Annotated in this window: 15 protein-coding genes; 1 reads left to right on the forward strand and 14 read right to left on the reverse strand. The window is 45.7% G+C overall.

Features of this window, described 5'->3' with window-relative positions; all coding sequences use genetic code 11:
* Positions 1–49 precede the first annotated feature (49 nt).
* Together BV11031_RS10035 and BV11031_RS10040 are read right to left on the reverse strand one after the other, a co-directional pair.
* The gene (locus BV11031_RS10035; protein WP_010327887.1) at positions 50–1,711 is read right to left on the reverse strand and encodes a DAK2 domain-containing protein; all 1,662 of its coding nucleotides are present in this window, start codon (positions 1,709–1,711) and stop codon (positions 50–52) included.
* Positions 1,712–1,726: 15 nt separating this feature from the next.
* Positions 1,727–2,089, reverse strand: a complete 363-nt coding sequence (locus BV11031_RS10040; RefSeq protein ID WP_003238605.1) for an Asp23/Gls24 family envelope stress response protein — start codon at positions 2,087–2,089, stop codon at positions 1,727–1,729.
* Positions 2,090–2,367: 278 nt separating this feature from the next.
* On the opposite strand from BV11031_RS10040, the gene rpmB reads away from it, so the two are divergent.
* Positions 2,368–2,556: a 50S ribosomal protein L28 gene (gene rpmB, locus BV11031_RS10045; RefSeq protein ID WP_003221548.1), complete on the forward strand. Its 189-nt coding sequence runs from the start codon at positions 2,368–2,370 to the stop codon at positions 2,554–2,556.
* 72 nt (positions 2,557–2,628) lie between these two features.
* On the opposite strand, the gene spoVM is transcribed toward rpmB, so the two are convergent.
* The 12 genes from spoVM to coaBC all read right to left on the reverse strand — a co-directional run bounded on the left by spoVM (position 2,629) and on the right by coaBC (position 15,300).
* Positions 2,629–2,709 carry a stage V sporulation protein SpoVM gene (spoVM, locus tag BV11031_RS10050; RefSeq protein ID WP_003221545.1) on the reverse strand — a complete coding sequence of 27 codons (81 nt, stop codon included), beginning with the start codon at positions 2,707–2,709 and terminating at the stop codon, positions 2,629–2,631.
* 70 nt (positions 2,710–2,779) lie between these two features.
* Entirely contained in the window at positions 2,780–3,424 is a 645-nt protein-coding gene (locus BV11031_RS10055; protein WP_010327888.1) for a thiamine diphosphokinase, read from the reverse strand.
* A gap of 70 nt (positions 3,425–3,494) precedes the next feature.
* A complete protein-coding gene (gene rpe / locus BV11031_RS10060) occupies positions 3,495–4,148 on the reverse strand; it encodes a ribulose-phosphate 3-epimerase (protein ID WP_010327889.1) in 654 nt (217 codons plus the stop codon).
* 4 nt (positions 4,149–4,152) lie between these two features.
* A complete protein-coding gene (gene rsgA, locus BV11031_RS10065) occupies positions 4,153–5,049 on the reverse strand; it encodes a ribosome small subunit-dependent GTPase A (RefSeq protein WP_010327890.1) in 897 nt (298 codons plus the stop codon).
* Between the two features lie 14 nt (positions 5,050–5,063).
* Positions 5,064–7,010, reverse strand: coding sequence for a serine/threonine protein kinase PrkC (prkC, locus tag BV11031_RS10070; protein WP_129550751.1), 1,947 nt, complete (start codon positions 7,008–7,010; stop codon positions 5,064–5,066).
* Entirely contained in the window at positions 7,004–7,768 is a 765-nt protein-coding gene (prpC, locus tag BV11031_RS10075; RefSeq protein WP_010327891.1) for a protein-serine/threonine phosphatase PrpC, read from the reverse strand. Before prpC ends, prkC begins: the two co-directional genes overlap by 7 nt.
* Positions 7,769–7,774: 6 nt before the next feature.
* Positions 7,775–8,866 (reverse strand): dual-specificity RNA methyltransferase RlmN, encoded by a 1,092-nt coding sequence (gene rlmN / locus BV11031_RS10080; protein ID WP_010327892.1) that lies wholly within the window; start codon positions 8,864–8,866, stop codon positions 7,775–7,777.
* A 2-nt stretch (positions 8,867–8,868) separates the two neighbouring features.
* On the reverse strand, positions 8,869–10,212 hold the full coding sequence (gene rsmB / locus BV11031_RS10085; RefSeq protein WP_010327893.1) for a 16S rRNA (cytosine(967)-C(5))-methyltransferase RsmB: 1,344 nt from the start codon (positions 10,210–10,212) through the stop codon (positions 8,869–8,871).
* On the reverse strand, positions 10,202–11,152 hold the full coding sequence (gene fmt / locus BV11031_RS10090) for a methionyl-tRNA formyltransferase (RefSeq protein ID WP_010327894.1): 951 nt from the start codon (positions 11,150–11,152) through the stop codon (positions 10,202–10,204). Before fmt ends, rsmB begins: the two co-directional genes overlap by 11 nt.
* 4 nt (positions 11,153–11,156) lie before the next feature.
* The gene (def, locus tag BV11031_RS10095; protein ID WP_010327895.1) at positions 11,157–11,639 is read right to left on the reverse strand and encodes a peptide deformylase; all 483 of its coding nucleotides are present in this window, start codon (positions 11,637–11,639) and stop codon (positions 11,157–11,159) included.
* 26 nt (positions 11,640–11,665) lie between these two features.
* Entirely contained in the window at positions 11,666–14,083 is a 2,418-nt protein-coding gene (gene priA, locus BV11031_RS10100) for a primosomal protein N' (RefSeq protein WP_010327896.1), read from the reverse strand.
* A complete protein-coding gene (gene coaBC / locus BV11031_RS10105; RefSeq protein ID WP_010327897.1) occupies positions 14,080–15,300 on the reverse strand; it encodes a bifunctional phosphopantothenoylcysteine decarboxylase/phosphopantothenate--cysteine ligase CoaBC in 1,221 nt (406 codons plus the stop codon). Before coaBC ends, priA begins: the two co-directional genes overlap by 4 nt.
* Positions 15,301–15,366: the final 66 nt, after the last annotated feature.

Here is a 15,366-nt window from a genome sequence, read left to right on the forward strand (position 1 = left end):
GCTGCCGCACTTAAAAGCAGACATAAGAATAGAAGGGCGAATCGCCCTTCTATTCTGCTGAAACGATATAAGAATACAGCGGCTGTTTTCCGTTATGGATCTCAACCTCAATCTCCTCGTACTTTTCACTAAGGAACGCTTCAAGCTCCTCAGCTTCTTCCTGAGACGCATCCTCACCGTATAGGATGGTAACAATTTCGTCGTCTTCTCCGATCATTTCTGACAGCAGCGTTTTCGCGGCTGACAGCTGATCTTCAGCAGTGCCGATAATCGTTCCATTCAGAATTCCCATAAAGTCGCCTTTTTTAATATCCTTGCCATCAATATGGGTATCTCTGACTGAGTACGTCACTTGCCCGCTTTTCACCTGCTGAATGGCGCTAAGCATATTGGCCTCGTTCGCTTCAGCTTCTTGATCCGGATGAAATGCCAGCAGGGCTGACATCCCTTGGGGAACCGTTTTGGCAGGAATGACGAAAACCTGTCCATCCATTACACTTGCCGCTTGATTAGCCGCCATGATGATGTTGGAGTTATTCGGTAAGATAAACACTGTTTCCGCATTTACGGATTTCACGGCATCGACAATATCCTCAGTGCTCGGGTTCATTGTCTGACCGCCTTCAATCACAACAGAAGCGCCAATGCTTTTAAATAAGTCAGAAATGCCTTCTCCCATTGCTACAGTCACAACGCCATAGGGCTGCTTTGCCGGCGGTTTTTCGTTGCCAGAAGGCTTGCTTTCCTGGCTGATAAGAGAAGTATGTTGTTCTCTCATATTCTCTATTTTAATTTTGATCAATTCACCATAATGCTGGGCATAGTTTAATACATTTCCCGGTTCTTCCGCATGAATATGAACCTTCGCCAGCGATTCATCCGCAATGACTAACAGAGAATCACCGAACTGGCTAAGATCTTGTCTGAACGTACCTTCATTGAATTCTCGTTTTTCCTGATCGAGTCTAACCATCACTTCAGTACAAAAACCAAATTCGATATCTTCTGTATTCATTGCGCTTTGCGCGCTCTTATGATGCTCTGCGCTGACCATGTCGTCAAGTGACGGAAGAACAGCTTTCTGAGGCACAGTTTCACCTTTTAATGAAGCGAGGAAACCTTCATACACACAAAGCAGGCCTTTGCCCCCGCTGTCGACGACTCCTACTTCCTTTAGAACTGGAAGCAATTCAGGTGTCCTGTTTAAAGATGCCTCTGCTTCCTCTGTCACTGCAGTCATCAGCGCTGTGATATCGGTTTCTTTTTCTGCCAGAGCCACCGCTTTTTTCGCAGCGTCTTTTGCAACTGTTAAAATGGTGCCCTCTACAGGCTTCATGACAGCTTTATACGCCATATCAACACCGGCTTGCAGCGCAGCGGCAAACTCTTGTGCATTCATTTCTTTTTTCGTTTCAATGCTTTTACTGAATCCGCGGAACAATTGGGACAGGATCACTCCTGAATTTCCGCGCGCTCCCATGAGCAGCCCTTTCGATAACGCGGAACCCACCTTACCGATATCATCCGTATCCATTTGCTCCACTTCTCTTGCTCCGGAAGTCATCGACAGGTTCATATTTGTCCCCGTATCGCCGTCCGGCACCGGAAACACGTTGAGCGCATCAACCGCACTCGCATTTTGAGACAGATTCTGCGCTCCCGCGAGAATCATCCCGGCAAAGGTTCTGCCGTCTAATGTTCTAATAGACAATCCTACTCCTCCTAACTACGGGTTCGTCACTCGGACGCCTTGGACATAAATATTAACAGAGTCCACTGCCAATCCGATGGTTTGATTTACTGTGTACTTTACTTTTGTTTGGACATTATGTGCCACTTCAGAAATTTTCGTTCCATAGCTGACAATGATATACATGTCAATATGTATCTGTTCTCCTTCTTGGCGAACTTGGACGCCTCTGCTGAAATTCTCTTTCCGAAGGATTTCAGTCAGTCCGTCTTTAATCTGGTTTTTAGAGGCCATTCCGACAATGCCGTAACAGTCGATCGCCGCGCCTCCTGCCACCATCGCAATGACTTCATTAGATATATCAATCTGCCCGTACTTCGTTCTTAATTCAATGGACACACTAGTTCCTCCTTCGAATGCATAGAGTTACAGCTATTCTACTATATGGTTTCCATTATGAAAAGAAAAGACCCAGCTATTGCTGCCGTCCCTCTACATATACTATAGCACCGCTGTTTGCGCAAGATGTCAAGTGAATTTTCTTGAAAGATGATGAAACAATAGTTGCAAACGTTTTTTAGCTGTGGTAAATTATTTAAAGTATCCATATCGAAAGCATCTAAGATCATATGAAATGTTAAAAAGTAGATGTTTTGTGCAAGTGAGGAGGGAAACAAATGGCACGTAAATGCGTTATCACAGGTAAAAAAACAACAGCTGGGAATAACCGTTCTCACGCAATGAACGCTTCTAAGCGCACTTGGGGCGCGAATCTTCAAAAGGTTCGTATCCTTGTGAACGGAAAACCTAAAAAAGTATATGTATCTGCTCGAGCTTTGAAATCCGGTAAAGTTGAGCGTGTATAACAAAATGAACGCCTGCCTCTATATGTGGCAGGCGTTTTTATGTGGTGAAAGAGGGCTATGAACCCCTGGGCCTTAATCTTTTCTAAATGAACCCAGCATCGCCCGGACAATTCCTCCTAAAAACTTCGGCAATTTAATGGTGTAAAATTTCATTTTTTGTCCCCTCCTATAACGTCCCGTAACCGCCTGTTCACTGATGTCAGCAAATGAATGAAAGCACATGCTAATCCGTGCTTCTTATCATTATTAATATGCCTTTTGCAAACGAAAAAGTACCTCGTGAATGAATGAGTTCGTTACTAATACATAGTGTTGAACCGAGCGTAATATGACAATTATTCAGCGGATATTTAAAACCGGCCAGTGTCAGCTCATGTATTTCTTCGGAAAACGGTATGAAGGAGATATATCGCTTGTTTTCATCCTTCTCCATATCATATTCACCGGGAGGGAACATTTGAATATGATTTTGTTTGTCTATCAGCCTAATTTTGATATTCGTTTTTATACCTCTGTACAGAAGCTGAATATTTCCTAAAAAATGATCAGCTCTGCCGCCTGTAATGCCGAAAATCTGAATGATATCCGGCTGTTTTTCCAGCGCCCAATCAAGGGCGAGATCTAAATCTGTTTGATCTTTTTCTGCTTGATACACATGAAGTGCGGGAGCGGCATTTTCAATTCGGCTGCGTTCTTGCTCTGTTATGCTGTCAAAATCTCCAAAAGCTTCATCAGGAATGAGCCCGGCATCTAAAAGAGTAACGGTGCCTTTATCAACACCGATCCAAAGGATGTCCCCAGCTGTATAGCCGGTTAGATCAGGAATGAGATCTTTAGGGCCTCCCGCAACGATATTGATTGTTTTCATCTCTGATCCCTTTCTCAGCATACAGGAAAAAGAGCTTAGGCTCTGCATGCCCAGCTCTTTTTCCTGCTGCTTATTTACTTCCTCTGATTTCAGAAATTGCTTTTTGGCGGTCAGGCTGGCTGTAAACAGCTGAGCCGGCTACGAGTAAATTTGCGCCCGCTTCAATCACTAGCGGAGCGGTTTCTTTATTGACGCCGCCGTCTACTTCAATTAACAGATCTTTTTTTCCTCTTTCATCCGCCATTCGCTTAACCTCTTTGATTTTAGGAAGGACAGAATGAATAAATTTCTGCCCGCCAAATCCCGGGTTCACCGTCATTAAAAGAACAAGATCAAGGTCGTCGAAAACATGCTCGATAACTTGTACAGGCGTATGCGGGTTCAGAACAACACCGGCCTTCACCCCTTGCTCTTGAATAAGCTGGATGGTACGGTGCAGGTGCGGACATGCCTCAGCATGCACCGACAGGATATCTGCGCCGGCTTTAGCGAAAGCCGGGATGTAACGATCCGGCTCTTCTATCATTAAATGAACATCCAGCGGCAGGTCTGTTACCGGCCGAACAGCCTCTACAATCAGCGGACCGATCGTGATATTCGGGACAAAGTGGCCGTCCATGACATCAATATGAATACAATCGGCTCCGCCCTTTTCTACATCTTTAATCTCATTGCCTAGAGCGGCAAAATCAGCGGATAGAATAGATGGTGCAACCTTTATCATTATGCTAATACCTCGGCTTTCTGTCTTTAATCTCCGTCATAAATTCAACATAATGGTCGTAGCGGTACTGCTTTAATTCCCCGTCTTCAACAGCTTGTTTGACTGCACATTTTGGTTCTTTCAGATGCAAACAGCCTCTGAATTTGCACGAAGCGCTTTTTTCTCTGATATCAGGGAAGGTATAACCCAGCTCTTCTTCCTCAATGTCTGTAAATTCGAGCGAGCTGAATCCCGGAGTATCTGCAACCAAGCCTCCGGACGTGTGAATCAGCTCTACGTGGCGGGTAGTGTGTTTCCCGCGGCCCAAATGTTCGGAAATCTCGTTAGTTCTTAAACCAAGCTCCGGACTGATCGCGTTGAGAAGCGAGGATTTTCCCACACCGGACTGACCGGCAAATACCGTTGTTTTGTCCTGAAAATGCGGGATGATATCCGTTAAACTGTTTTGGTCCTTAGAGGAGGTGAGATACACGTCATACCCAATATTCCGGTAGTCTTGTGCATAGGTTTGAATCGCATCATGTGTATCCTGATCTTCAATCAGATCCATTTTTGTAATGCATATAATCGGCTGAATATCATTGGCTTCAACGAGAACCAAGAAGCGGTCGAGCAATGCCGTGCTGAAAGAAGGCTGAACCGCTGAGAAAACAAGGACCGCTTGATCCACGTTGCAAATTGGCGGCCTGATAAGCTCATTGGTTCTTTCTTTAATTTCTAGCAGATATCCCTCTTTGTCATTTTCAGCTTGATACACAACGTAATCACCGACAAGAGGGGTAATTTTGTTCTTTCTAAAAATGCCTCTTCCTCTGCATTGAACCACTTTATCTGAATCACCTGATTCATCCAGTACATAGTAAAAACCGCTTAGCGCCTTAATAATTTTGCCCTCGGGCATATTTTCCCTCCTTGTTATTCACCTTTAGGATACTCAATGGTTTTGTAGCTGACGACTTTATTGTTTACCATCACTTGATAGTACCCTTTTTGGCCGGATTCAATCTTCAATTCGATCGTTCGTTCTGCCGGCTCTTTTATCTTAAATTCCTCGTAAGTGTCAGAGATGCTGTGATCCGCATCGTCAATCGCGATTTGCACCTCAAGCTCGTCCCCCTCATTTTCTGGCTCGTAGGGGATCTCGACCTTTTCTTTTACTGTTTTCGCGGGTTTTTTCTCAGGTCCCAGAGAGAATGTCACCTCAACTTCGTTTCCCGGCTTTACTGCCGTTCCTGCCGCTGGCTTTTGTTTGACAACCTGCCCTTCTGGAACATCATCTGAGTATGCTTCTTTTTCTATCAGCTTCAGTCCGTTGTCTTCCAGATATCCAGACGCCGCTTCTTTACTGTACGTTTTCAAGTCTCTAAGCGTAATGTCTTCGGGCCCGATACTGACCGTGAGCTTGACTTGATCTTCACTCGGCACAAGCTCAGTCCCTGCAGACGGATTCTGTTCGATGACAGTGCCAGCGCTTTTCTCGTCGTTCACTTCATTCACTGTAACATGTTTAAATCCTTGGTCCTTTAACGCTATTTTTGCCTGATCGGCCGTTTGGCCTGTCACGTCGCCGATCTCCATTTTAGCTTTTCCGGTGCTTTTATAAAGCGTGACCGTAGCGCCTTCTTTAACTGTGGAGTCTGCTTTAGGATCCGTTTTTACAATCAGGCCTTCGTCAATTTTCTCATCTGAGATTTCCAAAACCTCGGAATCAACCTGCAGGCCGTCTTTTTCCAAAAGGTCTGCCGCCTTTTCGTATTCCATTCCGGAGACATCAGGTATTTTGACATCTTTAAGCATAAAAAGCGACGGGAAAACGGTGACAGCGAGAATTCCAGCTGTGATGAAAATGATGCAAACCGTTAGCAAAACCCACGGCCACTTTTTTCTTTTGCCGTTTTTCTTTGTTTTATTTTCGTTGATGGGTGTCAATTCAGCTTCTTTTTCTGCAACAGCTTTCGCGAGCTCTTCATCTTTAATGATCGGAATCGCTTTTGTCATCTCTTCATCTTCTTGAATCGTAAATTTCTTCTCATTGAGTCTGTCGGCATCAAAAGCTGTTTTTATATCTGCTTCCATATCTTCAGCTGTCTCATAGCGATGAAAAGGGTCTTTGGCAGTTGCCTTTAGGATGATGTTTTCAACGCTTTGGGGCAATGACGGGTTCCACCTTCTCGCCGAAGGAGTTTCCGCCTGTAGATGCTTTAAGGCGATGCTGACTGCCGATTCTCCATCAAACGGGATACGGCCGGTTAAAAGCTCGAAAAGAACGATTCCAAGCGCATAAATATCAGATTTTTTTGTCGCCAAACCGCCCCGCGCCTGTTCAGGTGATAAGTAATGGACTGAGCCCAGCACAGAATTGGTATGGGTGATTGTGGTCGAGCTTAATGCCGTCGCAATTCCGAAATCCGTCACTTTGATATTTCCCATATGGTCGATCAAAATGTTGTGCGGCTTAATGTCTCTGTGAACGATCTGATTTTGATGGGCATGCGCTATGGCTGAGACAATTTGCTCCATGATGTTCAGCGCTTCTTTAGGGTGAAGCGGCCCGTTTGCTGTTATGTATTCTTTAAGCGTCATGCCCTCAACGTATTCCATGACAATATAATAAATATCATCTTCCTCACCCAAATCGTAAATACTGACGATATTCGGGTGATCGAGGCTTGATGCGGATTGGGCTTCTCTTCGGAAACGCCTGATAAACTCATTGTCATTCACATAGTCAAACCGCAGGATTTTGATTGCGACTTCACGGTCTAGAATCATATCCTCAGCTAAGTACACGTTGGCCATTCCTCCGCCGCCTATGACGCGAAGAATTTGGTAACGCCCGCTGATCCGCTTGCCGATTAGCACTGATCTTCACCCTCTTCAACATGTAAAGCAAGCTCAAGCAAAACTGCTGTAATGTTGTCTTCCCCGCCATTCTGATTGGCTTTGTCCACTAGCAGGTTTACTTTTTCCTGAGGAGCTTGATCGCTTTGCAGGATGTCTTTTAATTCAGTGCCTTCCACTTTATTCGTCAGTCCATCAGAACATAGAAGCAGCTTGTCCCCGGGTTCGATATCAAAGGAACGAGTGTCAATGCTAACTGACTGGTCTGTTCCAAGCGCCTTCGTCAGCACATTTTTCCGCGGATGATGTTCAGCGTCTTCTCTGGAAATCTCCCCAGTGCGAACCAGCTCATTTACAAGTGAATGATCTTCTGTCACCTGGATGAAATCACTGTCCTGAAGCAAATAGCATCTGCTGTCACCTATATGGGCAACAGAAACCGTTTTCCCTGTAAAAAGCGCACATACAATCGTTGTTCCCATGCCTTGGCATTCTTCGTGGGCTTGGGCATGCTCGTATATTTTACTGTTTACCGCAAGAATCTGCTCATTTAGCCAATTTTCACATGCTGCGGGCGCAACTGGAATCGTCTCCGCCTCATTCCATTTCTCCCCCATGGCTTTTACAGCCATCTTGCTCGCAACATCTCCAGCAAGATGGCCGCCCATGCCATCAGCGACAACCGCTAATACAAAATCGTCTTTCCCTTTGAATATCCCCGCATCATCTTCGTTATGCTGGCGGATTTTTCCTGTATCTGTTTTTAAGGCTGTTAACAACCCTCATCACCTCGTCTCGTCTTGACGCTCCTTCGCGCGAAGCTGACCGCAGGCTGCGTCAATGTCATGGCCTTGCTCTCTTCGGATTGTGACATTTACTCCGCGGGATTTCAGCGTTTTTTCAAAAGCGAAAATCTGGTCACGCGGTGTGCGCACATAGTCCCGTTCAGGCACGTAGTTTACCGGAATCAAGTTCACGTGGCATTTGATTCCTTCCAGCAAATCGGCAAGTTCTTCCGCGTGCTCCACCTGGTCGTTTACGCCTCCGAACAGCCCGTATTCAAAGCTGATACGGCGTCCCGTTTTGTTAATATAATATTTAACAGCTTCCATTAATTCAGGCAGCTTGTACGCTCTGTTAATCGGCATCAAACGGCTTCTGATTTCTGTATTCGGCGCATGCAGAGAAATCGCAAAGTTAATTTGCATTTTCTGATCAGCGAATTCGTAAATTTTCGGGATGATCCCGCTTGTAGAAACTGTAATGTGGCGCGCGCCGATATTTAGGCCATTATCATGGTTAATGATTTTCAAGAAAGCGAGCATTTCTTCAAAGTTATCAAAAGGTTCACCAATTCCCATGATCACGACAGAGCTCACTCGTTCATCCGTCTCATCAAGAGCTTGTTGGACTTTGACAACTTGAGCGACAATTTCGCCCGCTTCAAGGTTTCGTTTCAAGCCTCCAAGCGTCGAAGCACAGAATGTACAGCCAATGCGGCAGCCGACCTGTGTCGTTACACATACAGAATTACCATACTCGTGTCTCATTAACACGGTTTCGATTGTATAACCGTCATGAAGCTCGAATAAAAACTTCATTGTACCGTCTGAAGAGGTTTGTTTGACGGCCGTTTTCAACGTTGTTAACACAAAATGAGCGCTTAATTTCTCACGCAAATCCTTAGACAGGTTTGTCATTTCTTCAAATGAAGATACGCGTTTTTCATATAGCCATTCAAAAATCTGTGCCGCTCGGAACGGTTTTTCTCCGTTGTCTGTCAGCCATTGTTTGATTTCATCTAATTCAAAAGAATAAATAGACGGACGCTCTGTCCGCAATTCTTTTCTTCCTTTTGTTTTTTTCATTTCTGCCATTGTTATCCCTTCTTTCTCATGCTGCAAATAAAGAAACCATCTGTTCCGAAATAATGAGGAAGGATTTGCACCCTTCCATCCCGAACAAAGGGTCTCGCCTTTTCGGGCAGCCGCTTTTCAAGAGACAAATCGGGTTCAAAATCAGGATGTTCTTGTATAAACGCATGTATGACTTCTTCATTTTCTGTCCGGTCCATTGTACACGTACTGTAGACAAGAGTGCCACCTTTTTTTACTAATGGTGCAATTTCTCTCAAGATCGACAGCTGGATCTCAGCAAGCCGCGCGCTGTCATCTGGCTTTTTCGTATACTTCATATCCGGCTTTCTCCGGATGACACCAAAACCTGAGCACGGAGCATCTACCAAAACCCGGTCAAATTGTTCGTTTTCAAACGTTTCTCCTGCTTTTCTCGCATCCATTTCTTGCGCATCAATGATTGTAAGTCCAAGCCGGTCTGCCGCTTCTTTGATAAGCTTCACTTTATGTTTGTGAAGGTCAAGCGACGAAATACTTCCTTTGTTCTCCATCAATTCGCCGATATGAGCCGACTTTCCGCCAGGCGCCGCACATGCGTCAAGCACCGTTTCACCGGGCTTAGGATCAAGGGCCCGGGCGACGAGCATCGAGCTCTCATCCTGGATGGACACTTCACCGTTTAGGAAAAAATGAGTTCCGGCGATTGTGCCCTTTAGGAGCTTCACAGCATCATCAGCGAGGTCGCCTTTTTCAACTTCAATTCCGTCAGCTGCCATTTGATCAAGCAACTCCGCTCTGTCTGCTTTCATTTGATTGACACGCAGTGTTTGCTTCGGCGGAATAAGATGGATGCGGCAAATCTTTTCAGCCGCATCAAACTCATATGCATCCACCCACTCTTTTACAAGCCATTCCGGATGGCTTGTCTCTGTCGCCAGCCGGCGGACAGGGTCTTCGATGGCGTCAAAGGATGGAACACCTTCCCGCTGTATGGAACGAAGCACACCGTTGACAAATGAAGCAATGCCTTTGTGTCCGCGGATTTTAGCGATCTCAACCGCTTCATGGATGGCAGCCCTATCTGGAATCTTCTCCAGATACTCCATTTGGTATAAGGATAGGCGAAGAAGCTGAATCACCCACGGCTTTACTTTTTGGGGCTTATTAATAAACGGTTTAAGCATATAATCAAGCGCGATCTTATTTTGCAATGTCCCGTAGACAAGTTCAGTCAAAAGCCCTCTGTCCTGATCACTCAGTTCATTTGATTTCATGACCGATTTCAGGAGCAGGTTGCTGTATGCCTGGTTTTGTTCTAGTTTGATCAGCGCCTCAAGGGCGATATCACGAACACTATTATTTTTCATTGTTTACTCCTAACTTTTCACCAGCTTCAACATGGGCGCCGCGCACAAAATCCTCGCCCTTCATGCGTTTTTTTCCAGCCGGCTGAAGTTCGGTTAATAACAGGGCCGTTTCGTTGCCTGTGGCCACGATAATCCCTTGCTTTTCAATCGCCACGACTGTGCCAGGCTCAGCTTTTTTAGGTGCGGGAGTTTTTTTCGACGCCCATACTTTCAAGTTTTGTCCATTCAGAGTCGTATAGGCAACAGGCCAAGGATTTAAGCCGCGGACTTGGTTGTAAAGCTCTTCTCCTGTTCTAGACCAGTCGAGGAGCTCTTGCTCTCTTTTGATATTAGGCGCGTATGTCGCTTTCTCTTCATCCTGCTTTTCAGGTGATATGCTGCCCGAAATGACATTAGGAACGGTTTCAGACAATAGCTTTGCCCCAGCTGCGCTTAATTTATCATGCAGCGTTCCAACATTGTCGGTTTCTTCAATGTCCACTTCCACTTTTGAGATCATATCGCCGGCATCCAATTTTTCCACCATATACATAATGGTTACACCGGTTTTTTTCTTTCCCTGCAAAATGGAGTAATGGATCGGAGCTCCACCGCGCAATTCCGGCAAAAGAGACGCGTGAACGTTAATGCAGCCGTATTTCGGGCTGTCAAGAAGCTCCTTCGGCAATATTTGGCCAAATGCTGCCGTTACGATAAGATCAGGCTTTAATGCCAGCACTTTCTCGATTTCTTCTGTCACCCTGACTTTTTCCGGCTGAAGAACCGGGATGCCGTGACGCAATGCCTCTTCCTTTACCGGAGGAGGTGTCAGCACTTTTTTTCTGCCCTTCGGACGGTCCGGCTGTGTGACGACTCCCACCACTTCATATCCTTCCTCTATCAAGGTTCTTAAAACAGGAACTGAAAAATCCGGCGTCCCCATAAATACGATTCTTGTCATCAAATCATCCTTCCATATCCGCTAGTTCATCTTCTGTATAGTATGTGCTTATTTTAGATGTAAACAGCACCCCGTCTAAATGGTCCATTTCGTGCTGCACGGCTCTCGCTAAAAAGCCTCGCGCTTCCAGAATGAACGGTTTGCCCTGCCGGTTAAACGCACGAACTTTAACGTAATCGGAACGTGTGACATCACCATAGACGCCGGGAAAACTCAGGCATCCTTCTACACCGGTTTGCTCTCCGCTTTTTTCTAAAATCTCTGGATTAACAAGATCAATCCTGCCGCTGTCATCCCCGATGTCTACGACAGTTGCTCTTTTTAAAATGCCGATCTGCGGCGCTGCCAGTCCGACCCCATCCATTTCAAGCATGGTGTCGTACATATCATCAAGCAGTTTTTTTAATTTTTTATCAAAAACAGTCACGGTTTCCGCCGGTGTTTCCAAAACCTCCGCTGGATGTGTGACGATCTTTTTTACTGCCAATTTGTTACCCTCCAAGACGTGAGATCTTACATCATCATATAAGGATTCATATCAATTGAAATCATTACATGCTTTTGTTCAATTTCGCGTTTATAATGTTCCAGTATCCTCTTCAATAAAGCAGATAACTGGGTTTCCTGTTTGTATTTTATCACGCATTGATAGCGATATCTATCTTTGATCCGGGCGATCGGGGACGCACTTGGCCCGAGAATTTTCGTGTCAGCTCCGCAGTTTGATTTCAAAAAGTGAGCGATTTTTTCAGCCGTAACGGCTGCTTTCGTCACTTCCTCATGAGAAACCGTCACAAGGGCCAAATAGTAATAGGGCGGATAGGATTGCTCTCTTCTATGCGCCATCTCATGCTGATAGAACGCTTCATAATCGTGCGACTTCGTCAGCTGGATGCTGTAATGGGACGGTGTGTACGTTTGAATGATGACATTTCCGGGTTTTTCGTGCCTTCCTGCCCGTCCGCTGACTTGCGTTAACAGCTGAAAAGTTTTTTCGGCCGACCTGAAATCAGGAATATGGAGTGTTGTATCAGCACTTAATACGCCGACAAGTGTGACATTCGGAAAATCAAGCCCTTTCGCAATCATTTGCGTTCCGAGAAGAATATCCGCTTTTCCTTCTCCGAAAGCTGACAATAATTTTTCATGCGCGCCCTTTCTTGACGTCGTGTCAACATCCATCCGAATCACTCTTGCATGCGGCAGAACTTTTGTCAGCTCTTCCTCCACTCGCTGTGTGCCCGTCCCGAAAAAGCGGATATGCTCGCTTGCACATTCGGGACAAGTATGCGGAACAGGCTCCTCATGTCCGCAATAATGGCATTTCAGCCTTTGGCCGTAACGATGATATGTCATGGAAATGTCGCAGTGCGGGCATTGCGGGACATATCCGCAATCCCTGCACATCACAAAGGAAGAATAGCCCCTTTTATTTAAGAACAGCACCGCCTGCTCACCCTTGGCAATCGTTTCTTCAAGCTTTTCCATCAACTCAACTGAAAACATTGAACGATTGCCGTTTCTGAGCTCTTCTCTCATATCGACAAGCGAAACCTCAGGCATCACCTGGTGGTTAACGCGGTGCTTCAGCGAAAGAAGCTCGTACACACCCTTTTGCGCCCTTGCATAGGACTCTAATGTCGGCGTAGCACTGCCCAGCACAACAGGGCAGCTGTGGTGTTCAGCCCGCTTGATCGCCACCTCTTTTGCATGATAGCGCGGCATTTCTTCTTGTTTGTAAGAGGACTCATGCTCTTCATCAATAATAATCATTCCGAGATTTTCAAACGGAGCAAAAATGGCCGATCTGGCGCCGACGACAAGCCGCACTTCCTTCCGGTGGATTTTACGCCACTCGTCATATTTTTCCCCTGTGGATAATCCGCTGTGCATGACTGCCACCTGAGAGCCGAAACGGCCCTTGAAGCGATTGACCATCTGCGGCGTCAGGGATATTTCCGGTACGAGAACGATGGCTTCTTTTCCTTTCGCCAGTACTTTCTCAATTGATTGCAAATAAATTTCTGTTTTTCCGCTTCCTGTTACGCCGTGAAGAAGAAACACTTTATGCTCATCGTTGTCCAACGTCTGACGTATGGGCTGAAAGGCAGCGCTCTGTTCGTCTGTCAGCGGGAGCGGCTCTGTTTTTTTGAACATCTTGTCCTGATAGGGATCTCTGTAAACCTCTTCATAGCTTTCCTTCAAAAGCCCCTTTTGGATAAGGGTTTTGATGGTCGCAGAGCTAGCGTCCGTTTTTTTGCACAAATCCGTTGCAGCGATTTTTACCCCTTCCGGCTCAGCGATGAAAAAGTGAAGAATCGCCTGCTGCTTGGCCGCTTGGCGGGATAATCCCTCAGCCTGTTTGCTAAGCTCTTCTTTACTCGCATTTGCCTGAATATGCCTGACCATTTTTTTATTGGTTTTTTGCGCAACTTTATACGTCACATCAATGCTGCCTTTTTGAACATGCTTTTGAATCAGTTTCAGCATATCGTGATCGGGTATATCTGAATACAGAAGAGTCTTTGTTTCAGAAAACAGCCGTTCCACTTGCGGAGGCAGATCGGCACCGTGTGCGATTTTTAGTTCTTTTTCATATTTCGCCTTTAATGCGGCAGGCAGCATCGCTTGAAGCGCCGTTATTTTAAAAGACAGCGTTTTGTCGGACAGCCATGAAGACAGATTCATCAGCTCCTCTGTCAAAACGGGTGTAAGATCTAATAAATCCTCTACTTCCTTGACAGATTTCCCCGAGAGATCAGATGCGTCCTTCACAGCTGTTACAAACCCTTGGATTTTACGGGGGCCAAATGGAACAATGACCCGCATTCCCGTTTTTATCATGCCTTTGAGATGGTCTGGGATTTTATAATCAAAAGGCCTGTCTATATTTTTGGTGCTGACATCAACGATGACCTCGGCAACATTCATGATTGCTCTCCGGTTTGTTTTGATAGGGCTGCGACTTCCTTAAGTATTTCAAAAGAAACATCGAGCTTAGACATGATGGGAAGCTCGCGTTTGCGCCCGTCTTCCAAAAAGATTGTCACGATATTCGTATCAGCACCAAAACCGGCCCCATTAGCTTTCACATCATTTGCCACGACCATATCAAGATTTTTGGCGGCGAGCTTTTGACGGGCATAGAGTTCAACGTCTTGTGTTTCAGCGGCGAAGCCAACCAATAGCTGCCCCTGCTTTTTCTCGCCCAATTCTTTTAAAATATCAACCGTTCTAATCAGTTCAAGGGTCATACCGCCGTTTTGTTTTTTCATTTTATGGTCAAAAACGGTTTTCGGCGTAAAATCAGCTACCGCAGCAGTTTTGATGACAATATCACTCGAGTCATATACAGAGAGCACCGCATCATGCATATCAGCAGCCGATTGAACAGGGATAAACTGAGCAAGGCCTTTCGGCTGATCTAATAAAACAGGGCCAGAAATTAAAGTTACCTGTGCGCCGAGCTGAACAGCAGCCTCCGCTAATGCGTATCCCATTTTACCCGTTGATTTATTGGTGAAAAATCGGACAGGATCAATCGCTTCCCGGGTCGGACCAGCTGTAATGACCACATGTTTGCCTTCTAAAGGAGCGATTTTTTCTTTAGCAAAGTGCTTTTCAGCCAGCGACACGATACGTTCTGGCTCTTCTAATCTGCCTTTTCCTACGTAACCGCACGCTAAATAGCCCTCGCTCGGCTCAATAAAACAATAGCCATCCTGATAAAGAATAGAAATATTTCGTTTAACTGCCGGGTTGTCATACATGTGAACGTTCATGGCTGGCGCGATCCATACTGGAGCCGTTGCCGCTAACAACGTAGTCGTCAGCATATCGTCAGCGATGCCATTTGCCAGTTTTCCAATTACATTAGCCGTAGCAGGCGCCACGATAATCAAGTCAGCCCAGTCTGCGGCATCAATATGAGAAATGACGCTTGGATTTTGTTCTTTAAATGTATCTGTATATACTTCGTGGCGGCTCAATGCCTGAAATGTCAGCGGTGAGACGAATTGGCATGCTGATTCAGTCATAATCACTTTGACATTTGCTCCTGCCTGTACCAGCTTGCTCGTTAACGCACAGGCTTTATAAACAGCGATGCCCCCGCTCACGCAAAGCAACACATTTCGATTGTTAAGCAATGACTTCTCCCCCTCTGCACTTTACAAAAACCGCACGGAAAAAAATAACAACCTACATGATATAGG

This window comes from Bacillus vallismortis (genome assembly GCF_004116955.1).
Lineage (GTDB): Bacteria > Bacillota > Bacilli > Bacillales > Bacillaceae > Bacillus > Bacillus vallismortis.